Source organism: Micromonospora sp. NPDC005194, assembly GCF_040608335.1.
Classification (GTDB): Bacteria; Actinomycetota; Actinomycetes; order Mycobacteriales; family Micromonosporaceae; genus Micromonospora.
Genome location: NZ_JBEXIA010000007.1, coordinates 117,812 through 141,410, shown reverse-complemented (window position 1 = coordinate 141,410; position 23,599 = coordinate 117,812). Strand labels below are relative to the sequence as shown.

The 23,599-nt window shown below is 72.0% G+C and carries 26 protein-coding genes; 14 read left to right on the top strand and 12 right to left on the bottom strand.

Annotated features, from left to right (window positions below):
* Position 1: 1 nt before the first annotated feature.
* Genes ABZU53_RS08510 through ABZU53_RS08490 form a run of 5 tightly spaced genes read right to left on the bottom strand, consistent with a single transcriptional unit; the run spans position 2 to position 4,056 of the window.
* Complete coding sequence (locus tag ABZU53_RS08510; protein WP_355064709.1) at positions 2-574, bottom strand: hypothetical protein; 573 nt, start codon at positions 572-574, stop codon at positions 2-4.
* Positions 571-1,893: a hypothetical protein gene (locus ABZU53_RS08505; RefSeq protein ID WP_355064707.1), complete on the bottom strand. Its 1,323-nt coding sequence runs from the start codon at positions 1,891-1,893 to the stop codon at positions 571-573. Before ABZU53_RS08505 ends, ABZU53_RS08510 begins: the two co-directional genes overlap by 4 nt.
* On the bottom strand, positions 1,890-2,690 hold the full coding sequence (locus ABZU53_RS08500) for an ATP-binding cassette domain-containing protein (protein WP_354853642.1): 801 nt from the start codon (positions 2,688-2,690) through the stop codon (positions 1,890-1,892). The genes ABZU53_RS08505 and ABZU53_RS08500 overlap by 4 nt, the downstream gene beginning before the upstream one ends.
* 11 nt (positions 2,691-2,701) lie before the next feature.
* Positions 2,702-3,508, bottom strand: coding sequence for a hypothetical protein (locus tag ABZU53_RS08495; RefSeq protein ID WP_355064705.1), 807 nt, complete (start codon positions 3,506-3,508; stop codon positions 2,702-2,704).
* The gene (locus tag ABZU53_RS08490) at positions 3,505-4,056 is read right to left on the bottom strand and encodes a sigma-70 family RNA polymerase sigma factor (RefSeq protein ID WP_355064704.1); all 552 of its coding nucleotides are present in this window, start codon (positions 4,054-4,056) and stop codon (positions 3,505-3,507) included. Before ABZU53_RS08490 ends, ABZU53_RS08495 begins: the two co-directional genes overlap by 4 nt.
* Before the next feature lie 332 nt (positions 4,057-4,388).
* Between ABZU53_RS08490 and argS the strand changes: the two genes are divergently transcribed.
* Both argS and ABZU53_RS08480 read left to right on the top strand, forming a co-directional pair.
* A complete protein-coding gene (gene argS / locus ABZU53_RS08485) occupies positions 4,389-6,107 on the top strand; it encodes an arginine--tRNA ligase (protein ID WP_355064702.1) in 1,719 nt (572 codons plus the stop codon).
* An 84-nt stretch (positions 6,108-6,191) separates the two neighbouring features.
* The gene (locus ABZU53_RS08480) at positions 6,192-6,998 is read left to right on the top strand and encodes an IclR family transcriptional regulator (protein ID WP_355064700.1); all 807 of its coding nucleotides are present in this window, start codon (positions 6,192-6,194) and stop codon (positions 6,996-6,998) included.
* A gap of 96 nt (positions 6,999-7,094) precedes the next feature.
* On the opposite strand, the gene ABZU53_RS08475 is transcribed toward ABZU53_RS08480, so the two are convergent.
* Positions 7,095-7,328 (bottom strand): hypothetical protein, encoded by a 234-nt coding sequence (locus tag ABZU53_RS08475; RefSeq protein WP_354853629.1) that lies wholly within the window; start codon positions 7,326-7,328, stop codon positions 7,095-7,097.
* Here ABZU53_RS08475 and ABZU53_RS08470 point away from each other — a divergent pair.
* Both ABZU53_RS08470 and ABZU53_RS08465 read left to right on the top strand, forming a co-directional pair.
* Complete coding sequence (locus ABZU53_RS08470) at positions 7,321-8,757, top strand: extracellular solute-binding protein (RefSeq protein WP_355064698.1); 1,437 nt, start codon at positions 7,321-7,323, stop codon at positions 8,755-8,757. The genes ABZU53_RS08475 and ABZU53_RS08470 overlap by 8 nt on opposite strands.
* 125 nt (positions 8,758-8,882) lie before the next feature.
* Positions 8,883-10,787 carry an ABC transporter permease subunit gene (locus ABZU53_RS08465; protein WP_355064696.1) on the top strand — a complete coding sequence of 635 codons (1,905 nt, stop codon included), beginning with the start codon at positions 8,883-8,885 and terminating at the stop codon, positions 10,785-10,787.
* Positions 10,788-10,826: 39 nt separating this feature from the next.
* Here ABZU53_RS08465 and ABZU53_RS08460 read toward each other — a convergent pair whose 3' ends face one another.
* The gene (locus ABZU53_RS08460; RefSeq protein WP_355064694.1) at positions 10,827-10,994 is read right to left on the bottom strand and encodes a hypothetical protein; all 168 of its coding nucleotides are present in this window, start codon (positions 10,992-10,994) and stop codon (positions 10,827-10,829) included.
* Positions 10,995-11,034: 40 nt separating this feature from the next.
* Complete coding sequence (locus ABZU53_RS08455; protein ID WP_354853618.1) at positions 11,035-11,679, bottom strand: TetR/AcrR family transcriptional regulator; 645 nt, start codon at positions 11,677-11,679, stop codon at positions 11,035-11,037.
* Between the two features lie 57 nt (positions 11,680-11,736).
* On the opposite strand from ABZU53_RS08455, the gene ABZU53_RS08450 reads away from it, so the two are divergent.
* The 3 genes from ABZU53_RS08450 to ABZU53_RS08440 are packed head-to-tail and all read left to right on the top strand — an operon-like array spanning position 11,737 to position 13,315.
* A complete protein-coding gene (locus ABZU53_RS08450; protein ID WP_354853615.1) occupies positions 11,737-12,030 on the top strand; it encodes a hypothetical protein in 294 nt (97 codons plus the stop codon).
* Positions 12,030-12,908 carry a methyltransferase domain-containing protein gene (locus tag ABZU53_RS08445; RefSeq protein WP_355064692.1) on the top strand — a complete coding sequence of 293 codons (879 nt, stop codon included), beginning with the start codon at positions 12,030-12,032 and terminating at the stop codon, positions 12,906-12,908. Before ABZU53_RS08450 ends, ABZU53_RS08445 begins: the two co-directional genes overlap by 1 nt.
* A complete protein-coding gene (locus ABZU53_RS08440; RefSeq protein WP_355064690.1) occupies positions 12,908-13,315 on the top strand; it encodes a hypothetical protein in 408 nt (135 codons plus the stop codon). The genes ABZU53_RS08445 and ABZU53_RS08440 overlap by 1 nt, the downstream gene beginning before the upstream one ends.
* Positions 13,316-13,322: 7 nt before the next feature.
* Here the strand turns inward: ABZU53_RS08440 and ABZU53_RS08435 are convergent, their stop codons facing one another.
* The 3 genes from ABZU53_RS08435 to ABZU53_RS08425 all read right to left on the bottom strand — a co-directional run bounded on the left by ABZU53_RS08435 (position 13,323) and on the right by ABZU53_RS08425 (position 16,263).
* Positions 13,323-14,219, bottom strand: coding sequence for a helix-turn-helix domain-containing GNAT family N-acetyltransferase (locus tag ABZU53_RS08435; RefSeq protein WP_355064688.1), 897 nt, complete (start codon positions 14,217-14,219; stop codon positions 13,323-13,325).
* Positions 14,220-14,229: 10 nt separating this feature from the next.
* Positions 14,230-15,393: a low temperature requirement protein A gene (locus ABZU53_RS08430; RefSeq protein WP_354853603.1), complete on the bottom strand. Its 1,164-nt coding sequence runs from the start codon at positions 15,391-15,393 to the stop codon at positions 14,230-14,232.
* A 72-nt stretch (positions 15,394-15,465) separates the two neighbouring features.
* Positions 15,466-16,263: an SAM-dependent methyltransferase gene (locus ABZU53_RS08425; protein ID WP_355064686.1), complete on the bottom strand. Its 798-nt coding sequence runs from the start codon at positions 16,261-16,263 to the stop codon at positions 15,466-15,468.
* Between the two features lie 142 nt (positions 16,264-16,405).
* Between ABZU53_RS08425 and ABZU53_RS08420 the strand changes: the two genes are divergently transcribed.
* Together ABZU53_RS08420 and ABZU53_RS08415 are read left to right on the top strand one after the other, a co-directional pair.
* The gene (locus tag ABZU53_RS08420; protein WP_355064684.1) at positions 16,406-16,870 is read left to right on the top strand and encodes a hypothetical protein; all 465 of its coding nucleotides are present in this window, start codon (positions 16,406-16,408) and stop codon (positions 16,868-16,870) included.
* Positions 16,871-16,988: 118 nt separating this feature from the next.
* Positions 16,989-17,615, top strand: a complete 627-nt coding sequence (locus ABZU53_RS08415; RefSeq protein WP_355064682.1) for a phosphatase PAP2 family protein — start codon at positions 16,989-16,991, stop codon at positions 17,613-17,615.
* A 32-nt stretch (positions 17,616-17,647) separates the two neighbouring features.
* On the opposite strand, the gene ABZU53_RS08410 is transcribed toward ABZU53_RS08415, so the two are convergent.
* Positions 17,648-18,355 carry an A24 family peptidase gene (locus ABZU53_RS08410; RefSeq protein WP_355064791.1) on the bottom strand — a complete coding sequence of 236 codons (708 nt, stop codon included), beginning with the start codon at positions 18,353-18,355 and terminating at the stop codon, positions 17,648-17,650.
* Positions 18,356-19,048: 693 nt separating this feature from the next.
* Here ABZU53_RS08410 and ABZU53_RS08405 point away from each other — a divergent pair.
* From ABZU53_RS08405 to ABZU53_RS08385, 5 genes are read left to right on the top strand one after another with little or no spacing between them, the layout of a single operon-like run.
* Entirely contained in the window at positions 19,049-19,615 is a 567-nt protein-coding gene (locus ABZU53_RS08405) for a hypothetical protein (RefSeq protein WP_355064789.1), read from the top strand.
* Positions 19,616-19,653: 38 nt separating this feature from the next.
* Entirely contained in the window at positions 19,654-20,556 is a 903-nt protein-coding gene (locus ABZU53_RS08400) for a hypothetical protein (RefSeq protein ID WP_354853914.1), read from the top strand.
* Between the two features lie 46 nt (positions 20,557-20,602).
* On the top strand, positions 20,603-21,262 hold the full coding sequence (locus ABZU53_RS08395) for an SAF domain-containing protein (RefSeq protein WP_354853592.1): 660 nt from the start codon (positions 20,603-20,605) through the stop codon (positions 21,260-21,262).
* Between the two features lie 2 nt (positions 21,263-21,264).
* Entirely contained in the window at positions 21,265-22,065 is an 801-nt protein-coding gene (locus ABZU53_RS08390) for a ParA family protein (RefSeq protein ID WP_354853589.1), read from the top strand.
* The gene (locus tag ABZU53_RS08385) at positions 22,055-23,596 is read left to right on the top strand and encodes a CpaF/VirB11 family protein (RefSeq protein WP_354853586.1); all 1,542 of its coding nucleotides are present in this window, start codon (positions 22,055-22,057) and stop codon (positions 23,594-23,596) included. The genes ABZU53_RS08390 and ABZU53_RS08385 overlap by 11 nt, the downstream gene beginning before the upstream one ends.
* Positions 23,597-23,599 lie beyond the last annotated feature (3 nt).

Here is a 23,599-nt window from a genome sequence, read left to right as displayed (position 1 = left end):
GTCACTCGCGTCGGGCGGCTCCGCGCATCGCGTACGTCACCAGGCCGGTGACCGCCAGGACGGTTGCGACCGCCGCCGCCGGTCGGCTGGTGTGGGGTTGTCCCTGCCAGGTGGCGAACGCGCCCCACGTGCTCGGCTGAGGGAACATCGCGGCGACGACAGCCCAGCCCATGGGGAGGAACCAGGCGCGGGCCGCGCCCACGACCGCCGCGCAGAGGGCGGTCAGGCCGAGCAGGCCGGCGGAGTCGCGGACCACCAGCGCGGCGGGGCCGAAACGGGCACCGGTGAGCTGAGTGGCGAGCAGCACGACGAGTACGAGCGCCAGAGCGGCCAGCAGGTGCACGGCTCGGCGCCACGGCCAGTGCAGTGCGGCAGTGCGTTCCAGGTCTTCGTCCGGTGCTGCCAGCGTGGTCGACAGGACCGCCACCATCAGCATGACCGTCAGCACGACGAGCAGGAGGATGGCGTCGCGCTCCTTCGAGAGGGTCAGCCACAGCGCCCAGATCAGCGCTGCGGCGCCGACGGACGCGGCCAGTGCCAGGGGTACGCGTCGTGCGCGCAGGTGGAGGGTCATCGGGACAGCAGTCCGGTGGTGTCCCGGCAGGCCAGGATCGCGTCGCGTACCGCCGTCACGCGGGAGATCGCCTCCGGTGCCGGTAGCTTCTGCAGGCCCTGCCACAGGGTGGCCGCCTCGGCGTTGAGCTGCGGATCCTCCTCGATCATCTCGGGGATCACGCCGACGTCGGAGACCGGCTCGCGGCCGAGCAGGTGGTAGGCGGCTGCTCGTTCGACCGCGCCGTTGCGCTCGCATTCCCCGTTGCCGTACCCGGTGCCCAGGCCGAAGACCATCTCGGGGACCACGGCGTCGGGGTGGGCCAGGCCGCCGTGGTCGTCGATCCGGACGTCGATCGTGACGATGTCGGCGTCGCGGGCGGGCGCGTCCTCGAGGAATAGGGCCCGCCTGTCCTCGTGCGCCTGCGTGGGGGCGTTCGGCATTTTCGCGAGGACGGACAGGCCCTGGCGGGCGAGGGGGGTCAGCGCATCCAGCACGTTCGCGTGGACGCGGGTGACGCAGACCTTCGGCGCGTCGTCGGTGCAGACGAGTTCGCGGGCGACGGGGTCGACAGGTGCGACGAGGGCTGCGTCGTCGCGGGGGACGATCGCCGCCGCGGCGCCGAAGCCGAGCAGCACCGGCAGCACGGCGGCCACCGAGGCCCGTCGGCCCCCGGCGACCAGCAGGAGTACGCCGGTCAGCGCGAGCCCGCCCATGAAGAGGGCGAGCACGGCGGTGACCCGCGGGTCGATGGTCTGGAACGGGTAGAACGGGGTGCTGCCGTAGGCGGGCGACAGGATCGCGCCCATCCAGTCGGGCCGCATGATCACGGTGAAGAAGACCAGCAGCACACCTGCCACGGCGAGCACGGGTGCGGTCACCAGAGTGGGCAGCAGCCGCCCGATGCCCAGGCCGAGCCAGGCCGCCGCGACGAGGCAGAGCGCGCCGACCAGCGTGATGGCGACGACGTCCGGCGGGAAGTAGGCGGCGGTCGACGCGATCCGCATGCCGCCCGCGGCGACCACGAGCAGGAAGGCGAGCCCGACCGAGGATCCCATCGCGACGAGGACCGGCAGCATCCGGCGGATGCGGGACCGGGGTGTGGTGGCGAACAGTTCGCCGACCTTGGCCCGGTGCTCGCGGCGGCCCTGCCACGCTCCGGCGGCCAGGGCGATCGGCCACAGCAGGATCATGTACTCCTTCACGGTCAGCGTGAGGGACATCCAGCCCTCCGACCAGCGCCCCGGGGCGATGTAGAGGGCGGCGACGCCGACCGCCAACGCGAGCAGGGCAGCGCCGGCCGCGGCGGAGCGCCGCAGTTCGATCCTCAGGACACTCATCGGGCGGCCTCCGCGTGGTGGCGGCGGAGCAGGGCCGAGTAGCCGCGTTCGGCGGGGCTGTCGCCCGGGTGGTGTTCGTCGCCCTGGGTGGCCAGGGCGGCGGGCGTGCCCTGCCAGACCAGCCGACCCTCGTTGATCAGCACGACCTCGGTGCAGGCGGCGACCACGTCCTCGACGAGGTGGGTGGAGACCAGTACGCAGGCGTCCGTGCCCAGGTCGCGCAGCAGCTCACGCAGGTCGAGGCGCTGTTCGGGGTCGAGGCCGACGGTCGGCTCGTCCAGCAGCAGCACCTGCGGGTCGTTGACGATGGCCTGGGCGACGCCGGCCCGGCGCAGCATCCCGCCGGAGAGTGTCCGGAGGCGGGCGTCGGCCTTGGCGCTGAGTCCCACGCGGTCGATCGCGCGCTGCGTGGCCGCCGGGATGTCGGGCTTCGGCATCTCCTTCAACCAGGCCAGGTACGACACGAACTCGCGCACCGTGAACCGCGGGTAGTAGCCGAAGTGCTGCGGCAGGTAGCCCAGCGCGCGCCGGGCCTGGCGCAGGTCGGCGCGGCCGTCGACCGAACTGCCGAGCAGGGTGAGCCGACCTCCGGCCGGCTTGAGCACGGTGGCGAGGGCACGCATCAACGTCGTCTTGCCCGCGCCGTTGCGCCCCAGCAGGCCGTGCACGCCGGTGCCCAGGCTCAGGTCGAGCCCGTCGACGGCCAGGTGGCGGCCGGCCCGCACCTTCAGCGCCTCGGCGTGAATGGCCCAGGGGTGGATGGTGGTGGCCGTTTCGGCCGTACTCACCGCTCGCATGGTGGTTCCCTTCAGAACGAGGTGAGGCGCCGGAAGCTGTTGGCGCGCAGGAGGGTCAGGGCGGCCAGCACGACCGTGACGACGGCCCACCCGCCGGTGGCCGCCGGTTCCAGGAGCACCGGCAGTTCGGCGGTGGCGAGGCTGGGCGCGACCACGGCGGCGGCCCAGGCCACCATCAGGCCGATCGCGGCGCGGTGAACGCCGACGAGGGAGCCGAGCAGCAGCGTGGCGGCGGTGAAGGCCAGGCACGGCAGCAGCATCAGCGCGGGGTTCGCCCGGCTGGCGCCGAGGGCGGCGAACGCGGCGAGCACCGGGATGACGAGGACGAGCACCACTGCGGTACGGCGTAACAGCATCGTCAGACCGGCGGAGGGGGTGCCGACGATCAGCTCCCAGGCCGGGTCGGCGCGTCTGCTCCAGGCAGCCGCGACCCCGGGCAGCGGTGCCAGGGGCGCGAGCAGCAACACGATCGACGGCAACTCGGACAGGAAGTACGTGAGCAGGGCCGCGGTGCCGAGCACGCCGGCGGTCATGGCGACCCACGGCAGCAGCGCCGCCACAAACCAGCGCTGCCGTACCGGCGTACGGAAGAAGGCCCTGGACCGTGGGGCGGGGCCGGCGGCGATCCCACGGTCGACGGCTGCCGCGACCTCGGCGACCAGGGCGCGCGACTTGGCGGTGGTGCTGCCGGCCAGGCGGGCGCGGCAGTCGGCGCAGTCCTCCAGGTGCACCTCGATCGACCAGACGGTCGCCTCGTCGAGGCCGGGATCGAAGTCGGCGTAGCGGTCGATGTCATTCAGGGTGGGATGCGTGGTCATGACAGGGCCTCCCGCAGGACGATCCGGGCGCGGCGGATCCGGGACTTGACGGTGTTCTCGGGTACGCCCAGCAGCACGGACGTCTCGCGGACGGTGAAGCCGTCGAGGACGGTGGCGCGCAGCACCGCGCGGACCTCGGGCGCCAGCACCGCGAGGGCCTGTTCGAGTTCCTGCCCGACCCGGCCGGCCAGCACCTCGTCCTCGGCGGCGGGCACGACCGTCTCGACCGGGTGCACCTGCGGCATCCGCGCCTGCCGGGAGCGACGCCGGAACGCGTCGACCAGGCGGTGCGCGGCGATGGTCCACAACCAGCCGACGGCGCTGCCGCTGACCTGGTCGCCGGCGAAGCTGCCGGCCGCCCGCCAGAGGGTCAGGTAGGTCTCCTGGAGGACGTCGGCGACCACATCGGGGTCGGCGCACCGACGCCGCAGCCGCACCTCCAGCCAGGGTGCGGTGCGCCGGTAGAGCTCGTCGAAGGCCCGCCGGTCACCGTGGGCCACGCGGCGTACGAGTTCCTGCTCGTCGGCCGCGTCCAGACTTCGTCTCACATCAGGTAAGACGACGACCCCCTCGTGATCGGGTCCCGCATCGGTGTGACCGCCGTCACCGACGTCGGCCCGGTCGACGTCAATGGCGTTGCACGGCCACGGGTCCGCTGGTTAGGTTGACGCCATGTCCAGCTCGTACGCGTCCCCGACGGCGTCCCCCGACGTCCTGTTCGGCGCGCTGCGACGCCGGCGGTCCTGCGACCGCCCGCGCTGAGCATCCCTCACCTGCGACCGGCGGATCGAGCCGCCGGTCGTCACCGATCGTCCTCGGTCCGCCCGCATCCCCTTCCGGTGATCCGCGAGCGGCGGATCCGAGCGAGATCGGCGTACCCATGGATCTGGAAAAGCTGCTGACCGACCGGCTGGCGCCGGCGTTCGCGACGGTGGCCGGCGTACCTGTCGACCCGGTCGTGCGGCGGTCTCCGCGCGCGGACTTCCAGTCCGACGCGGCGCTGGCGTTGGCCCGGCGGCTCGGCCGGCCGCCGCGCGACGTCGCCGCCGAGGTGCTGGAGTACGCCGACCTGGCCGACGTGTGCAGTGTCGCCGAGGTGTCCGGGCCGGGCTTTCTCAACCTGACCGTCGCCGACGCGGTCCTGGCCGGGCTGGTGTCCGCGCTCGCCACCGACCCGCGGCTGGGTGTGCCGGTGGCCGCCGAGCCGGAGACCGTGGTCATCGACTACTCGGCGCCGAACGTGGCGAAGGAAATGCACGTCGGGCACCTGCGCTCGACGGTGATCGGCGACGCGGCGGCCCGGCTGCTGGAGTGGCTGGGGCACCGGGTGCTGCGGGCCAATCACCTGGGCGACTGGGGCACGCCCTTCGGCATGCTGATCGAGCATCTGGCCGATCTGGGCGAGGCCGAGGCCGCACACGAGCTGTCCATGGGGGACCTGGACTCGTTCTACAAGGCGGCTCGGGCGAAGTTCGACGCCGACGAGGCGTTCGCCGAGCGGTCCCGGCTGCGGGTGGTGGCCCTGCAGGGCGGCGATCCGGTGACGCTGCGGCTGTGGCGGCTGCTGGTGGAGCAGTCCGAGCGGTACTTCCTGACCGTGTACGACAGGCTCGACGTGACCCTCACCGAGCGGGACTTCCACGGCGAGAGCAGCTACAACGACCTGCTCGCCCCGGTGGTCGAGGACCTGGGTCGGCTCGGCCTGCTGCGCGAGAGCGACGGGGCGGCCTGCGTGTTCCCGCCCGGCTCGGTGGGCCGGGGCGGCGAGCCGCTACCGCTGATCGTCCGCAAGTCCGACGGCGGGTACGGGTACGCGGCGACCGACCTCGCGGCGATCCGGCAGCGGACCGACGCGCTGGGCGCGACCCGACTGCTCTACGTGGTCGGGCTGCCGCAACGGCGGCACTTCGAGATGGTGTACGCCGTCGCCGCACAGGCCGGTTGGCTGTCCCCGCCGGCCCGGGCCGAGCATGTCGGGTTCGGCTCGATCCTCGGGTCGGACGGGCGGATGCTGCGCAGCCGGGCCGGCGGGTCGGTGAAGCTGGTCGGGCTGCTGGGGGAGGCGATCGCGAGGGCCACCGCGCTGGCCCGGGACCGGAACCCGGAACTGGGCGAGGCTGAGGCGGCCGAGGTGGGCCGGGCGGTCGGCATCGGCGCGATCAAGTACGCCGACCTGTCCAACGACCGGCACCGGGATTACGTGCTCGACTGGGAGCGGATGCTGTCCCTGGACGGCAACACCGCGCCCTACCTCCAGTACGCGTACTCCCGGATCCGGTCGATCTTTCGGCGGGCCGGGGTGGCGGCCCGGCCGGAAGCGGCCGTCTCGCTGGCCGAACCGGCGGAGCGGGCGCTGGCCTTCGAGCTGGTCGGCTTCGGCCGGGTGGTCGGCGAGGTGGCGGAGGACCTGGAGTTCCATCACCTCGCCGGCTACCTGTACCGGCTGGCCGCGGCGTTCAGCGCGTTCTACGAACGGTGTCCGGTGCTGCGGGCCGAGGGGCCAGTCCGGGACAGCCGGCTGGTGCTCTGCGACCTGACCGCCCGGGTGCTTCGGCAGGGCCTGCACCTGCTCGGCATCCGGACCCCCGAACGCATGTGAACGCCCCCTTACTGCTCCGCCATGGCCATGGCGCTCGGGGCTGACGTGGCTATCCTCTTCAGGTGCTGGTCCGTGTGGAGATCGTTGGCACGAGTCCGGCACTGCGAAGGGACCTTCGACATGCCCCGTGTGGTACCGGCAGTCATCCGCGCGCTTGACGTCCTCGAACTGTTCCTGGATTGCCCCCAACTGTCGGCCCGCCAGGTGATGGAGCGGCTCGACCTGCCCCGCACCACAGTCCACGAGCTGCTCGTGACGCTTGAGGCTCGCTCGTACCTGATCTCCGTACCGGGCCAGCCGGTGCAGTACCGGCTCGGCATGCCGCTGTTCCAGCTGGGCGCGGCGTTCGCGGGCCGGCTTGATCTGGTACGCGAGGCGCAGGGCGTCGCGCGGGACGTGGCCGCCAGGTGTGACGAGGCGGTTCATGTGGCGGTGCTCGACGGCGCCGATGTCATCTACCTCGTCAAGTTCGACAGCACGCACCCCGTGCGGATGGTTTCCGGTGTGGGGCTGCGGCTGCCGGCCCACTGCACGGCGGTCGGCAAGGTACTGCTGTCGGCCCTCAATCAGGCGGACCTGGACGCCGTCCTGTCGAAGGATCCGCTGCCGGGGATGACGCCGGACAGCATCACCGACCCGGACCTTCTCCGTGAGCATCTCGAAGGTGTCCGGGCGGAGGGTGTCGCGGTCGACGTCGGCGAGTCGGACAGCGCGATGCGCTGCGTCGCGGCGGCGATCCGGGACCATTCCGGTGCCGTCATCGCCGCGATGAGCCTGTCCGCGCCGATCATCCGCTGGACGCCTGAGGTGCAGGTGGAGTGGACCGGGCTGGTTCGGGAGGGCGCGGCCGCGCTGTCGGCTCGGATGGGCTACCGGGCCCAGTCTCGATAGCCGACCTCCCGCTTTCGGGTCGAAACAGCATCGAAACATTGACATTACTCAGTGCGCTGCTCTAGCGTCGCGACCACTCGATCCGGTATATCGAACCTAGTTCGAAATCTCGAACGGCGGTGGTCCCGTGACCCGACCGAACTGGAACGTCAGCGCCACCATCTCGGCCCGGTCGCCGATCGCCTCAACCTCGTCGCGCTGCCCGACGTGCGGCACCCGAAATGTCGCGAGTGGCCCGGGCGAAGCGTGGAACCCAACCATCGCGGTGTCCGCCAGGTGAGCCTTCGGCGTGCAGCCGTACGCGGGGAAATGAAGGAGGCGAATGTCCATGGAAGAAAAGCCGGCGTGGTCTCGGCGCGGCTTTCTGGGGGTGGGGGTGAGTGTGCTCGGCGCGACCGGCCTGGCCGCGTGCGGGGGCAGCTCCGAATCGCCCAGCAAGGTGCAGCCGGAGGTTCCACAGGAGCTGATCGACGCCGCGTCGTCGATGAAGGGCTCCTCGATGGGGATGCTGTCGCAGAAGCTGTACTCGACGGCGGCGAACGAGGCACTCGACAGCTCGGTCAAGAAGTTCGCCGACACCACCGGAACGAAGATCGAGAACAGTCTGGTCCAGGCCGACGCCGGTGACGTGGTGGCCAAGATCGACGCCGAGGTCAAAGGCGGGGTGGCGCGCGACCTGGCGTTCATGACCGACTCACGCTTCGTCGCGCAGTTCCAAGCGCTGGGCGACCTGGAGGACGTGACGGACGTCGTCACAGCGCTGACCGCCACGTACGGCCAACCCTCCGCCGAGGCCACGAACTTCTGCGTCTTCGACGGGAGGTGGTTCGCGATCCCGTACCACTTCATCGGGATCGGGTCATTCCTGCGCAAGGACTGGATGCAGGACAAGGGCATCACGCCCAAGGACATCTACAGCTGGGAGGAGCTGCGGGACCTCTGCCTGGAGATCTCCGATCCGGGCAAGCGCCGGTTCGGCTGGGGCATGACGGTGAACCGGTCCGGTGACGGCAACGGCATGATCGAGGCGCTGATCAACGCGTACGGCGGGTCGATCGCCTCCAACGACGGCCGGAAGGTCACGTTCGACTCCCCCGAGACGGTGCAGGCGGTGACCTTCCTGGGCGACATCTACACCAATCCCAAGTACAAGCCGATGCTGCCGCCGGGGATCGCAAGCTGGACCGACACCAGCAACAACGAGAACTGGCTCGCGGGGATCCTCGGCTACACCCGCAACCAGTTCAGCGTCTACGCGGACTCCCGGACCAAGAAGAACCCGGTGTACGCGAACACCCACGTGTTCTCCGACTGCATCGGGCCGGCGACCAACAATCCCCTGCTGCTCGGCCAGTCGCAGGGCTTCGTCGTCTTCAAGGGCGCCAAGAACCCCGGGCTCGCCAAGCTCCTGGCGCAGTACCTGGTCAGCGCGCCCGCGCTGCTCGGGGTGGCGAAGGAAGCGCCCGGCCTGGTGATGCCCGCCTGGAAGAAGGTCTGGGACGCCGACCCGTTCTTCACCAGCGGCGACCCGGCGTTCCCCATGCTGCGCAAGATCACCGAACTGAAGCTGCCGCTGAACACGAAGAACGGCCTGGCCTTCCCGCAGAAGGCCAGCGCGGGTCAGCAGGCCGTCGGCGCGGCCTACGTCCTCACCGACATGATGCAGCAGGTCGTGCAGGGCACGGCGCCGGCGCAGGCCGTGACGGCCGCCCACGCGAAGATGGTGCAGATCTTCAACCAGCAGGGGCTGCCGCAGTGAGGTCGGTCCGTCCTGCGCGGGTCCCGGCGGCGAGGAAGTCCCCGCCGCCGGGACCCGGCTCCCTCACGGCGGTCCAGCGGCGGCTGGGTCGTGACTGGCGACTGGCCGCACTGTTCCTCGTGCCCATGGCCGTACTGGTCGGCGGGCTCGTCCTCGTGCCGATCGCCAGGTCGATCGTCACCAGCACCACGGAACGGCACGGGCAGGACACCGTGTTCGTCGGCCTGGACAACTACCTCCACCTCGTCGGCGACGACCAGTTCCACACGGGCGTGGTGAACTCGTTCGTCTTCACCGCGTACGCCGAGATCTTCAAGGTGGTGCTCGGGCTGGCCGCGGCCCTGCTGCTGCACCACCGGCGCCGCGGGCGAGCGGTGCTGGCGGGGTTGCTGCTGGTGCCGTGGGTGGTGCCGACGGTGGTGACGGCGTTCAGTTGGCGCGCGCTGCTCGACCCCATCTTCGGCAGCGTCAACACGCTGCTCACCGCCACCGGGATCGGGCCGCTGCTGGCCAGCGCGCACCTGGTGGACAGCTGGCCGGCGGGCTGGCTGTCCGACCCGTCGCTGGCCATGCCGTCGGTGATCCTCGTCAACGTCTGGAAGGGGGTGCCGTTCTTCACCGTGTGTTTCCTGGCCGGGTTGAAGGCCATCCCGGCGGACCTCTACGAGGCGGCGACCATCGACGGGGCCTCGTCGCTGCAGCGGTTCGTCAACGTGACGCTGCCCGGACTCCGTCACGTGATCACCGTGACGGTGACCCTGTCGTCGATCTGGACGTTCAACAACTTCGACCTGGTCTGGTTGCTGACCCAGGGCGGCCCGGGTGACGTGACCGCGCCGTACGTGCTCGTCGCGTACTCGAAGGCGATCTTGCAGTTGCAGTACGGCGCGGGCGCGGCGGTCACGCTCGTCATGCTGCCGGTCATCGGCGGGCTGGTGTTCGTCCTGGTCCGGCTGTTGCGCCAGGACTCGGGGGCGAAGCTGCCCCGGCCACGCCGCGCAGCGCGATGGGTCGGTACGCGGTGGACCCCGACGGCGCGCAGGGCCCTGCCGTGGGTCGTCGCGGCGGTGGTCACCGGCCTGCTGGCCTGGGCGTCGCCACAGATCTTCTGGAAGGCGGCGGTGGTCCTCGGGGTGATCCTGCTGATCGCCGCAGGGGTCGGCCGGGTGGTTTCGACCCTCCAGTCGCGCGGCGGTCGCCGGGCGTCGTCTGTGGTGTCGGGCCTGGGATCCGGTGTCGCGCTGGCCGGGCTGCTCTTCTTTGTGCTGGGCCCGCTGTACTGGATCGCCGTCACGGCCTTCAAGTCCGAGGGCCAGGTCGTGATGCGGACCGACGACCTGTGGCCGACGCCGTGGACCACGGAGCAGTTCAGCGGACTCTTCGCCAACCAGCCCTTCGGTCGCTGGTACCTCAACACCCTGCTGGTGTCCGCGGCGTCCACGGCGGTGGCGCTGGTCTGCGCCGCCCTGGCGGGCTACGCGCTGGCCCGGCTGCGGTTCCGCGGCGCGCAGGGCTTCACCGTCACGGTCCTGCTCACCTACGTGATGCCGGGCGCGCTGCTGTTCATCCCGCTGTACCAGATGCTCATCGGCGCGCGGCTCACCGACTCGTTGTGGTCGCTGGTGGTGACGTACCCGACCTTCACGCTGCCGTTCGCCACCTGGCTGCTGGTGGGCTACTTCTCGTCGATCCCCGTCGAGCTGGAGGAGGCCGCGCTGGTCGACGGTTGCAGCCGCGTCCAGGCGTTCGGCCGGGTGGTGCTGCCCCTGGCCAAGCCGGGGCTGCTGGCGGTCGCGCTCTTCACCCTGACCAACGCCTGGAACGAGTTCCTCTTCGCCTTCGTGTTCATCACGAAGGACGAGTACAAGACGCTGCCGGTGGGGATGCAGTCGATGATCGCCGGAGACATCGTACCGCAGGGACAACTCGCCGCGGCGTCGCTGCTCGTCAGCATCCCCGTGGTGGTCATGTACGCCCTCGGGCAGCGCTTCCTCACCGAAGGGCTCACCGCCGGCGCGGTCAAGGGCTGACCGGGTACGTCGAGTCGCGAGCGCAAGCGCGGACGTGCATCAGGTGTAGGCGAGCAGGAAGTCCACGGTGCCCGTACCGCCCAGCTGGCCGGGTGGGGTCTGGAGAGCGGGTTCGCTGTTCAGGACATAGAACCCACCGTTGCCGACCAGGCGAGGGGTGACTGCCAGCGCCTGGTCGGCCATGTTCGCCGCGGTCGGTAGCACCACGCTGTCGCGCAGAATCCGGACGCCGGAACGGATGTGACCGCTATTCGGCGCCGGCGATGGTGGCGCCACTGACGGTGTCCACGTACCACCTCTGGTACCGCTCCAGCGACCATCCGCGTTGCCGGACGAGCCAGTCGAAGTTACGGACGTCCTGAGCCAGCCAGAGGATGTCGGCCACCTGATCGACGTCCAGGTCGGGGCGGAGGCCCCCCGTGCCGACGAGTTCGGCGGCGAACATGGCCATGCCCCGGCGGCGCTCGTCGATGTTCTTGCGCCAGATCTCGGCGGCGTCCGGATCGGCCGTGGCTGCTCCGGCCAGCGCGAGCATCACCTGGACCTGTCGGGCGTTGACCTCGGCCAGATGGCGGGCATAGCGGACGAGTTTGGCGCGAGGGTCGGCGAGCGCGCGGATCTCGGCCACGAAGGGCCGGTCCGGCAGGGCCACCGGTTCGTCGTCGCCGGCCAGGGTGACGTCGACCAACTGGGAGAGCAGGTGCCGCTTGCTGCCGAACACCGCGTACAGGGTCTGGACCGCGACGCCGGCTTCCGCGGCGACCGCGGTCAGCGGGGTGGCCGCATACCCGGGGTCGACGAACAGGCGGCCGGCCGCTTCGAGGATTGCTCGCCGGGTCTGTCGGGCCTGCTCCTGTCGGCGGGAAGAGTCGTAGATTCGCTTGACAACCACCGGTCGAGTGTAGTGCTCTATTGGATAGAGACTCACTCTATCGAGAGGCGGCGGCCGATGCCGTTCGGTGTGTTGCAGGAGATGCCCGGCGTCAGTGAGGCGGAATACCGGCAGGTGGAGCGGCACCTCGGGCCGGACCGGCCGCCAGGGCTCCTCGCCCATGTCTCCGGACCGACCGAGGACGGCTGGCGGATCATCAACATCTGGCAGGACGAAGCGGCGTTCCGCCAGTTCCAGTCGGAGCGACTGGTCCGCGCCGCGGGCTTGGCGGCGCAGGAGGACGGCTTCGACCCGACGAAGGCAGCCAACTTCCGGTCGGTGAGCGTCGACGGCGCCGAGATGCCGTTCTGATGGCCGACACCGCCGCCCTACGCTCCCGCAATGCCGCCTTTTGGGCGGGAGCGGCGGCCGGCTGGATCCGCCACGCCGAGCGGCAGGACGAGACCGGCCGACCGCTGGGCGCGGCGGCAATGGATCGACTGGCCGCACGGCCCGCCGAACGGATTCTTGACGTGGGCTGCGGCTGCGGCGGCACCACGGCCGAGCTCGCCAGGGCGGTCGGCGAGACCGGCGCGGCGGTCGGCGTCGACATCGCCGAGGCGATGGTGACCGCAGCCCGCCAGCGGTTCCCGGACATTCGGTTCCACGTGGCCGACATCGAGACTCTCGATGTCGTTCCGGGGGCGCCGTTCGACGCGGCGTTCTCGCGCATGACCCTGATGTTGCTGGCGGATCCGGTCGCCGGCTGCGCCACGATCCGACGATCCCTGCGCCCGGGCGGACGCCTCGCCGCGACCGTCTTCCGCGACGGCGGCGTCAACCCGTGGCTGTCCGCCGCGATGCTCGGCGCAGCACCGCACCTCGGGCCGCTACCACCGCTACCGGTAGGTGACGAGCCCGGTCCGTTCTCCTTCGCCGACCCGGCGAGGCTCGTCCGAGTCCTCACCAGGGCCGGCTGGACCGCCGTCACGATCACGCCGTACGACGTCGAACTGGACGCCCCGGACGACGCCGACGCGGTTGCCGAATGGCTCATCGAGGTCGGCCCCGCCGGTGCCGCGTACCGGGCTGCCCCGCTGGCTGGGCAGGCTCCGGCCCGAGCAGGAGCTGCCCGGCTGCTCGGCCGGTTTCGCGAGCCCGGCGTCGGCTATCGACTGCCCACCGGCCTCTGGCTCGTCACCGCGACCACCGGGGCTGACCACCAACAACCAGGTCAGGACGAGAATTGATGATGAGAAGCAATCGCTTGATCGCGCCAGCCCTCTGTCTTGTGTTCGCCCTGACGGCATGCACCGACGCCGACGCGCCCGAGCCCTCCACGCCCGCAGCGCCGGGCACCCCGGCAGCACCCGATGCCGCGCCCAGCGCGGCCGGATCCGCTCCGGCCCGCGGCTCGAATCCGGTGTCGGCGAAGGAGGTGTGTGCCTACCTGGACGGCCAGTTGCCGACGCTGAAGGGGATCGGGTCCGAGACGGGCGCGATGGCCAACCTGACCGTGAACCTCTATTCCTGGTACGAGAAACAGGGCCCCGTGCCGAACGGCCGTCAGATCGACGACCAGACCCGTCAGGAATGCCCGGCGATCCGGACCGAGGTGCTGGAGCTCGCCGGGATGGAGAGCTTCGAACGGCTGTAGCCACTACTTACTGCCCGAGCTGCTTCTCGAACCAGTGGTGGGCGTAGCGCTCGGTGTTGTACGGCTCGATCTCCCGGTAACCGGCCGCGTGGTACATGGCGATCGCCTCGGTGAGGTTGCGGTTGGTGTCCAGCCGGACCGTGCTCACGCCTCGGTCGGCGGCGTACCGTTCCAGCTCGCTCAGCAGCCGTCGCCCGATGCCCAGCCCGCGGACGCTGTCCGCCACCCAGACACGCTTGATCTCGGCGGGTGCGTCGCGGTGGAGTTTGACGGCGCCGCAGCCGACGGGCTCGGTGTTGAGGGTGGCGAGCAGGAGCACGCCGGCGGGCGGGGCGATCTCCTCGTCGTGGATCGGCTTGCTCAGTGCCGGGTCGAACCCGTCGTCGAACCGCCGCCCGATGTCCCGGGCGTAGGCCCGCAGGCACGCTCGGGCTCGCCTGTCGCTCGGCGGGCACGGTGCGATGACCACCATCGACCCGATGAGCAGGCGTTCGACCTCGGCCATGGCGGCGACGAGTCGTTCGCGGCGTCGCTCGGTGAGCGGTTGGAGGATCGAGGCGGCGAGTTCGTCGGACCGCTCGTCGAGTTCGGCCCATTCCGTACGGCCGGCGTCGGTGAGCTGGGCGACGCGTACCCGGCCGTCGCCGCCGGCCTGGCCGGCCGGGCCCACGGTGACCAGCCCGTCGTTCTCCAGGGTGCGCAGGAGTCGGCTGAGGTATCCGGAGTCCAGGCCGAGCCGTGCGCGTAACGCCGCGACCTCGGCGCCGGCGGGGCCGATCTCCCAGAGCAGGCGGGCCTGCCCGAGGGGTCGGCCCTGCGCCATGTACTCGTCGTCGAGCGCACCCACCCGCTGGGTGACCGTCCGGTTGAACCGCCGCACTGCGGCGATGAGCGCGGAGTCCATCTGCCTGACTTTAGTCAGCAGATCTGCGCCGGCGATAGGTGAAGGGGGCGGCGTGGTCCAGGACCGCCACCACGAGCACCACGCCGGTGGCGACCGCGCTGATCGCCAGCAGCGGCAGCCGCAGGGCGGCCGCCGCGCCGGCCAGCACGAGCAGCGCGCCAACCCGAGGCCAGGACAACCGCCGGTGGATGGCCAGCGAGAACAGGATCCGGCCGACGAGGAACAGGGTGGGTCCGCCCAGGATGACCGCGACAGCCCTCATGTCGCCGACTTCGGAGGGATGAGCGATGCTCAGCTCGGCCCCGACGGCCGTGACCACTATGCCGGCGATCATCACGAGGTGCAGGTATCCGGTGACGACACCGAGCCGGGACGGGTCGGCGCGCTCGATGGCCGAGCCCAGCTGCCGGCCGGCGGGGGTCACATAGAGCAGACCGATCAGCACGGCCGTGGCGAAGACCAGCAGGAAGGCGGCGGTCTCGGCGAGGTCGAGGCGGGTGCCGGCGTACGAGAGCCCGGCGGCCAGGACGAGTTCGCCGAGCGCGATGATCATGATCTGCTGGTAGCGCTCGGCGAAGTGCGCGCCAGCGAGGCGCAACTCCTGCTGACGGGCACGACCCAGCCTCGGCGTGGGCCAGCCGAGCCGTGGGCCGGTCACGTCGATCGCGAGGGCGAGCACCCAGAGCGGCACCCGCCATTGCGGCAGGAACGCGCCCGCCAGCCACGGCACGGCGGTGACCGTGTACCAGCAGAGGATCCGCAGCGCCCGGCGCTGCCGTGGATGACCGCGCAGCATCGAGGCGGTGACCACGCCCCGGACGAGATGGACCGCGACGTACGCGCCGGCGAAGAGCACCCCCCGCTCCTCGAGCGCCTGCGGGATCGCCACCCCGGCCAGCAGGCTGCCCAGCGTGGCGACGACCAGCACCACGCGGATGGCCGGGGTCTCCGGGTCGTACCAGTCGGCGCTCCAGGTGGTGGTCACCCAGATCCACCAGACGCCGGCCAGCAGCAGAGCGGTGTGCAGCGCGCCGGCCAGCGTGAGGTCGTGCAGCAGGTGCGCGGCCGACTGGCTGAGGGCGAGCACGAACGCCAGGTCGAAGAAGAGCTCCAGGAACGAGGCGCTCAGCGGCGCGTCGCTTGTCCGCAACAGCCGCTCGGGCCTGCTCGCCATCGGCGCTCCTCCCGGTGGCAGGCGCTGTTTCCGTCGTACCACCCGAGGCCCGCCACCGGAGGCGAAAGCGCGTCAGCGGCGGACGCCGACCCCGGCGTAGCCGTGTGAGTCCCCGACCGCTGGCTCGCCGTCCGGCCGCCACCGGGTGGTCTCGACCAGGCCGGGCTCCACCAGCTCGTACCCGTCGAAGAAGCGCAGCGTCTCGGCGTGGGTGCGGGGCACCAGCGGGGCGCTGCTGGTGCGGTACACGGCCTGCCCGCGCTCGGCCACCTCCGGCGGGACGCCGTCCAGCGTCAGGTGCGACAGGACCAGGTGGCTGCCGGGCACGGTGGCGTCGCGCAGCCGGGCGACGGCAGCCCACGGGTCGTCGTCGTCCGGCACGAAGTGCAGCACCGCGAGCAGCAGCACGGCCACCGGGCGGTCCAGGTCGAGCGTGGCCCGCACCTCCGGGTGGGCCAGCAGGTCGTCCGGCCGCCGCAGGTCGCCCTGCACGACGGCCGCGCCGGGCACGTCCGTCAACAACCGTCGGGCGTACGCGACGGCCACCTCGTCGTAGTCGACGTAGACCACCCGGGCGTCCGGCGCCACGGCCCGTACCACCTCGTGCACGGCCCCCTGGGCGGGCAACCCCGCCCCGATGTCCAGGAACTGGTGGACGCCCTGCCCGACGGCGTACCGGACGGCTCGGCGCAGGAAGTGCCGGTTGGTCTGGGCCGCGAGCCCGGTGCCCGGGAAGATCTCCAACACCCGCTCGGCGGCGGCGCGGTCGGCGGCGAAGTTGTTGCTGCCACCCAGGAAGTAGTCGTACATCCGGGCGACGTTGGGTCGGGCGGTGACGTCGGTCGTGTCGGGTGTCGGCTGGTCGGTCACGAGGGGTCCCTTCGCCGCGCGGTCAGATCTCGATGTCTAGCAGCCGGGGCGACGACCCGCTGACCCCTCGTGTCGTTGATCCGGCTGCGCCCCTGGTCAACGCCGACCACGGTGGGGGCACCGAATCACCGAGGGGGACGCGATGACCGGTCAGCGGGAAACCGTCCGGGTCGACCACGACCTGTTCCGCGCCGTGTACGACTCGCCCGCGTCGCTGCCCGGCCGGCACCGGTGGACCACACCGGAGTCGGACGTCCGCCGTCTGGAGAAGCTGCTGGGAATGCCGGCACGCAGCATCGGCGCCCCGCTGTGGGTCAGCGGCGACGAACCGGACTGCCCGAAGTGCGGCCGGCGGATCACCTGGTACGACATCGTCTCGTCGGCACTCACCGGCCTGCACGACAAGAACATGATCGCCACGGTCATCCTCGGCGAACACAGGTACGTCAACACCGAGGTGCCGGAGGCCATCTCCGGGGTGCGCTGCGCCGACTGCCACACCGCCATCGACGGCCTGCGCAGCTTCAAGTGCCACAACTGGGCGTACGCCTTCGAGGCGCTGGAGGCCGTCCGCGAGCGCATGGCCGGCGGGCCCGCGCCGACCTGAGCGCCTGCCGGCGGGCCTCCGTGCGGCCGGCTCGACCTTCGACTCCTGCGCTGCCCCCTGCCGCGTTCCCAGGGTGTCTTCCAGGTGAACGAGGTATGAACGTCTGGTGAGGTGATTCATGGCCGACAACGGCAGCACGGACGTTCCAGAGATCAGCGCCGAGTGGTACCGCGACATCGTCGACGCGGCCGCCGGCACCCCGCACCCGGTGCAGTGGTTCGTCGGGCACGCCACCGAGGGGGTGATCCTGCTGCTCGGCGCGCTGCTGGTGGCGGCCGCGCTGCGCCGCCTGGTCGGCGGCCCGCACGACCGGGCACTCGCCCTGGTCGCGCCGCTGCCGACCCTCCTCGCGTACGCGAGCAGCGAATGGCTCAAGACCGTGGTGGACGAGGACCGACCGTGCCGGACGGTGGGCCGGGCGATCGTCGCCGGCACCTGCCCACCACCGGGTGACTGGTCGTTCCCCAGCAACCACGCCACCCTGGCCGGCGCGCTGGCGATCACCACACTGCTGCTCTCCCGACGGCTCGGACTGGTCGCGCTGCCGCTGGCCGTGCTGGCCGCGTTCTCCCGGGTCTTCGTGGGCGTGCACTACCCGCACGACGTGGCCGCCGGCCTGCTGCTCGGCGCCCTGGTCGCCATGGTGGCGACCCCGCTTCTGGCCCGCCTGACCGCCGAGGCGCTGCGCCGCCGCGCCGATGCCCGCCGCCCGGTACCCGACCTGGCCAGCCGACCCCGCCCCTGACCCCGCCGCCCGACGGCCGGCGGGGTGGGCGGTCAGGAGGTCAGGAGGAGGGCACCCACCGTGCCGAGCAGCAGGAACGGGCCGAACGGCAGGTGCGTGCTCCACCGGGCCCGTCGGGCGACCAGCAGTCCCAGACTCACCAGCGCGGACAGCCCGAACGCGAGCAGCAGCCCGAGGAGCAGGACGGGCAGGCCGTACCAGCCGAGCAGTGCCCCCACGCTGAGCGCCAGCTTCGCGTCGCCCAACCCGAAGCCGCGGCGGCCGAGCAGCAGCGTGCTGGTGGCGAAGAACAGCGCCAGCCCCGCGCCCGCGGCGACCGCCCGCAGCCAGGGGCCCGCGTCGGCGTCGGCGAGCGCGGCCGCGCCGAGCAGCAGCCAGGTCCCGGCCGCCGCGGGCAGGGTGAGCCGGTCGGGCAGTCGGTGCACGGCCAGGTCGACGAGGACCGCCGGCACGGTCCAGGCGAGCCACCACGCCAGCGCCGGCATCGCCCCGCCCGACGGGCCGACCAGCGCCAGCAGCGCCACGGCGGCGAGCGCGGCCACCTCGACCGTGCCGGGCGGCGGCCCGACCCGGGCCCGGCACCGGCCGCACTGGCCGGCCGGGCCGAGCGCCGGCCAGGGCCGGGTCAGGCCGACCGCCGCGCCGCAGGCGTCGCAGCCGGTCCGGCTGGGGGCTCCCGTGGGTACGGCGTAGCGCACGACTGCCAACCGCAGCAGCGGACTGACCGTCAGGATCGCCAGCCCGGTCGCGGGCCGAAAACGGCCAGGGGCAGGCCCCGCCGCCGCCCGATCGGTCGGGTTTCGCCGACCGGGTGCCGCCGCAGGAGGGCCGGTCAGCGCCACGTGGACCACGCCGGACGCCGGCCGCCCCCCGCAAAGGTGAACACGGATCGTGACTGAACGTTCGCTCGGGTGTAGCGGATGGCGCGGAAACCGACGTCCGCCACCGGCGGCACGATGATCTCCCCGTCCGAGGGCGGGCCGGTCGGCACCGCAGACGGGGTGGCCGGTCCGTCGCCCCGGGACGCAGTCCGGATGCCGGGATGGCGGCGCGATGTCCCACTCTCGGGACCGACGCAGGGGTTGCGGCGGATCGGCCCCGGCCGGCGAGGCCGGACGGTCGGCGACCCCTCGACCGGCCATCGTCCGGAGTGCAGCACGAACACCCGCCACCACCACCCATCATCACGCAGAGTGTTCACTTGAATTGCCTCTGTTGCATCGGCGAGCGTCAGCCTATGCTCGCCCCTTGGGTGTGACGCAAGCCTCACCTCTACGACCGGACGACACGGGACCTTGCATTTGTAGAAGATCCGTAACGGTGAATGCAGAAGCGCAGTAAAAGCTCCGGAAGGCACTGATCCGGGCGCGCTTCCGCATGCCCGGCGGCGGTGCTTCATGGCCACGTCGGGCGACCACGAGGAGGGCTCAGCGGTGCGCGGACGGCAGCTCAGGCGAGCGGCAATCTGCCTGCTGGCGGTCGTGGCGGCGGTGCCGGTCACCGCCTGCGGCAGCGGGCAGGAGGCGGTCGATCGGCCGGCGACGGCGCGGGGCGACGGAGCGCGGGCCGATTCGGGCGCGGAACGGGAAGCTGCCGAAAAGGCGGCGCTCGCGGCGTACTCCGGTTATCTCGCAGCATCGCGGACGGCGAGTCGGCGCAATGATCCACACGCGCCGGAACTGTCCCGGTTTCTCGCTGATCCGCTGCTGACCCGGGTGCAATTGTCCATTCGCGACGCAAAGGAGCACGGCGCGATGCGTACCGGGACGCTGGCGTCCGATCCCAGCGTGACCGCCGTCAGCCTGGACTCTGACCCGGCCACCGTGGAGATCCAGGACTGCCTGGACGCGAGCGGCTACCGGCTGGTCTACACCAAGGACCAGCGCGTGGTCCCGGGCAGCGGTGGCGGCAAACATCTGGCCACCGCCACCGCCACCCGCTATCCCGACGGTCGCTGGCTGATCAGCTCCGGCTCGGCGCACCCGGACCAGCCGTGCTGACCCGGGGGCGGAGAGCCCGCACCGGCGCGGCCCGGCGGATGCTCGCGGGGGCCGGTCTGGCGTTGCTACTGGTGGTCGGCGCGACCCTGCCGGCCGCCGCCGCCCGACGCGCCGACCCGGGGGCCGGATGTCCGCCCGGCCAACCGGACTGCAACGTCTGGGACGACGAGCCCGGTACGCCGGGCGGCCCCGGCGGCGGGGGCGACAACGGCGGCGGCGACTCCGGCGGCGGCGGGGGCGGCGGTGTCTGTCAGTGGGGCGGGCGGACGATCCCCTGCTACGACGACCTGCTGGGCTGGTTCAACAACGGCGACGGCTGCTACTACAAGCTCGCCTCGCCGCAGAAGCCGGCACCCGAGGGTCAGCAGTGGTACGTGCAGACCTGCAACGGGGGCGATCTCGGCGCACAGGACACGGTGCTGCGGGACGGGCCGCCGCCCGGCTTCGGCGCTCCGCCGGACCCGGAGGAGCTGGCCCGCCGGGCCCTGGCGTCGATCAAGCTGCTGCCGGCGCGGCTCAAGGTGGCGCCCCGCAAGGACATCGGCCCGGGCCTGGTCGGCCTGCCCGTGTGGATGTGGGCCACCCCGAGCGCCAGCTACTTCGGGCCGCTGCGCGCCTCCGCGTCCGACCGTGGGCTGACCGTCTCGATCGAGGCGAAGGTCGACCGGATCGTCTGGAACATGGGCAACGGCGACACGGTCACCTGCACCAAGGCCGGCACCCCGTACGACCCGAAGGGCAAGCGCGCCGGCCGCACCTCCCCGGACTGCGGCTACGACCGCGGCTACCCGAAGGCCGGCACCTACCGGGTGGGCGCCACCACGTACTGGACGGTGCGCTGGTGGACCGACGACGGCGACGAGGGTGACCCGATCCCGCAGACCCGGACCAGCGGCACCGTGCCGGTCCAGATCAAGGAACTCCAGGTGGTGACCAGGTGAGTGAGCCGGTTCTGCGAGCCCCACAGTCGGGAATGGAGATCGAACGGTGAGTGTGGCTACGCGTAACGCGACCGGGCCGGTGGACGCGCCGGTCAGCCCGCCCAAGGTGGTCCGGCAGCGCCGCGTCCGCCCAGGGCTGCTGGGTCTCGCCGTACTCCTGATCGCCCTCGGTGGGCTGGGGGCGGCGTTCGCGGTCACCTCGGTCCGGGCCACCGGCAGCTACCTCGCGGTGGCCCGGCCGGTGGAGGTGGGTCGGGAGGTCAGCGCCGCCGATCTGATCACCGTGCAGGTCGCCGGCGGTCAGGGGTTGCACCCGGTGCCCGCGGGCCGGCTGGACGAGGTGGTCGGCAAGCGGGCCGCCGTGGCGCTGGTGCCGGGCACCCTGCTCACCCTCGGGCAGGTCACCGACGACCCGCTGCTCGGCCCGGGTCAGCAGCAGATCGCGATCGGCCTGAAGACCGCCCAGGTGCCGGCCCGAGCGCTGCACCCCGGAGACAAGGTGCTGCTGGTCAGCACCCCGGACGAGAACGCCACCGGGGCGGCGGCCGGGGCGGGCACCCGGTTCGCGGCCACCGTCATCGACATGGTCAGCCCGACGGACGACGAGAAGGTGCTGTACCTGGCGCTGCTCATCCGGGACGTACCCGCCGTGGTGGCGTTGGCCGCCCAGGAGCGGATCGCGGTCGTGCTGACCGAGGCGGCCTGAGCATGGCGATCATCGCGTTGGTGTCCGCGAAGGGTTCGCCCGGCGTGACCACCTCGGCGTTGGCCTGTGCCCTGACCTGGCACCGCCGGCTGGTCCTGGCCGAGTGCGACCCGGCCGGCGGGTCGATCCTCGCCGGCTACCTCGGTGGTCAGCTGGACGGGCCGCGCGGCATCGGCGAGCTGGCCGTCGGGGAGCTGCGCGACGGCAACCTGGAGACCGGGTTCTGGTCGCAGCTGGTCGACCTGGACGCGCCGCGCCGGGAACGGCTGCTGCTGCCCGGGTTGGTCGACCCGGCGCAGGCCGGCAGCGTCACCCCGCTCTGGCAGCGCTTCGCCGACTACTTCAACGCCCTGGACCGGGGTACTCCCGGCTACGACGTGCTCGTCGACTGCGGCCGGCTGCACGTCACCGGCCCACCGTGGCCACTGCTGCGGGCCGCCTCGGTGGTGCTGCTGGTGACCCGGGCCCACCTGCCCGACCTGTCCGGCACCCGGGCGGTGGTCACCGCGATCGAGCGGGACTTCGCCGAACACCGGGTGCCGCCGGGCACCCTGCGGCTGCTGCTGGTCGGCGACGGGCACGGGCGCGCGGAGATCAGCCGTGGACTGAAACTGCCGGTGATCGCCCGGCTGCCGCACGACCCGCGTACCGCAGGGGTGCTCGCCCTCGGTGGGACCGTACGGTCCGGACGGCCGCTGCTGCGCGCGGCCGCCGCGCTGGAGGTGCCGGTCGGTGCGCTGCTGGAACGCCGGCGGGCACGGCTGGCCTGGCCGGTGCAGCAGGGGGTGCCGGATGCGGTTTGAGCCCGTCTCCACCGACCCACGTCAGCAGCCGCCGGCCGCGACGTCCACCGCGCCGCCGCTGGCCCCGCCGAACGGCCGGCACCACCAGTCGGCGGCGATACCGCAGCCGATGCCCACGGCCACGCCGCCGCCGGAGGTGGCACCCCGACCTCGGATGGATTTCCAGGTGGTCCGGGAGCTGCGCCGGGAACTCACCGAACGGCTCACCCTGTGGCAGCGCGGCCGGGAGTTCACCGTCGACGAGGAGGACACCGAGCGGGCCCGGCTGGCCGTCACGGTGGTCGCCGAGTACGCGGACGCGGTCCGTCGCGCCGGCACACCGATGGCCGCCGGCGAGGAACGCCTGCTGCTCGACCAGGTGACCGCCGAGCTGGTCGGGCTGGGCCGGCTACAGACCCTGCTGGTCGACGACACCATCGAGGAGGTGCACATCCTCGGCTGCGACGTGGTGCGCATCACCCGGCACGGCGGTGGGGTGGACTGGGCCGAGCCGATCGCCGACAGCGACGCCGAGCTGGTGGAGATCCTCCAGGCGGCGGCGCGGCGGGCCGGCGCGACCGAACGGTCACTGTCCACCGTGAAGCCCACCCTGGACCTGCAACTGCCCGACGGCAGCCGACTGGCCGCGGTGTTCCTGGTCAGCCACCGGCCGTACGCGGTGATCCGCAAGCACAACACCCTGGACGTGAGCCTCGACGACGTGGCCGGCGCCCGGGGTGACCTGGACGAGATGATCGACCCGCTGCTGCGCGACTTCCTGCGTGCGGCGATGCGCGCCGGGTTGAACATCATGGTCGCCGGGCTGGCCGGCGCCGGGAAGACCACGATCATCCGGGCGCTCATGAACGAGATCCCACCCGACGAGCCGTACGTGCTGCTGGAGGAGAGTCGGGAGTTGTTGCCGGCCCGTCGCCGGGAGCGGCACCGGGCGGTGATGAGCTTCGAGGCGCGGGAGGGGCACGGCGAGCGCGGCTTCGACGGCCGGCCGGCGGGTGAGGTGACCATCGCCGACCTGATCCCGCTCTCGCTGCGGATGGGCGTGCTGCGGATCATCGTGGGCGAGGTCCGGTCCCGGGAGATCGTGCCGATGCTCCAGGCGATGACCACCAGCCGGGGCTCGATGTGCACCATTCACGCCCGTACGGCTGCCGGGGTGGGTGAACGGATCGTCGAGCTGGCGCTGGCGCACGGCCGGGAGATGACCGTCGACCAGGCTCGCCGGATGGCCGGCAACGCCCTCGATCTGATCGTCTACGTCACAGTCGAGGACGAGAGCGCGATCGGCGGCCGTAAGCACCGGTTCGTCTCGCACGTGGAGGAGGTGATCGGGGCCGGTGAGGCCGGACGGATCACCACCACCACCGTCTTCGGTCCCGGTCCGGACGGCCGCGCCGTCCCCCGGCACCTCCCGGAACGGGTTCGCGACCAGTTGCTGCGGGTGGGGTACGACGCCCGGCTGCTGACCCGGTGGATCGAGGCCGGTACGGGTGCCTGGCGGCGTCCCCGACAGACCCGACTGGCCCGGCGGTGACCT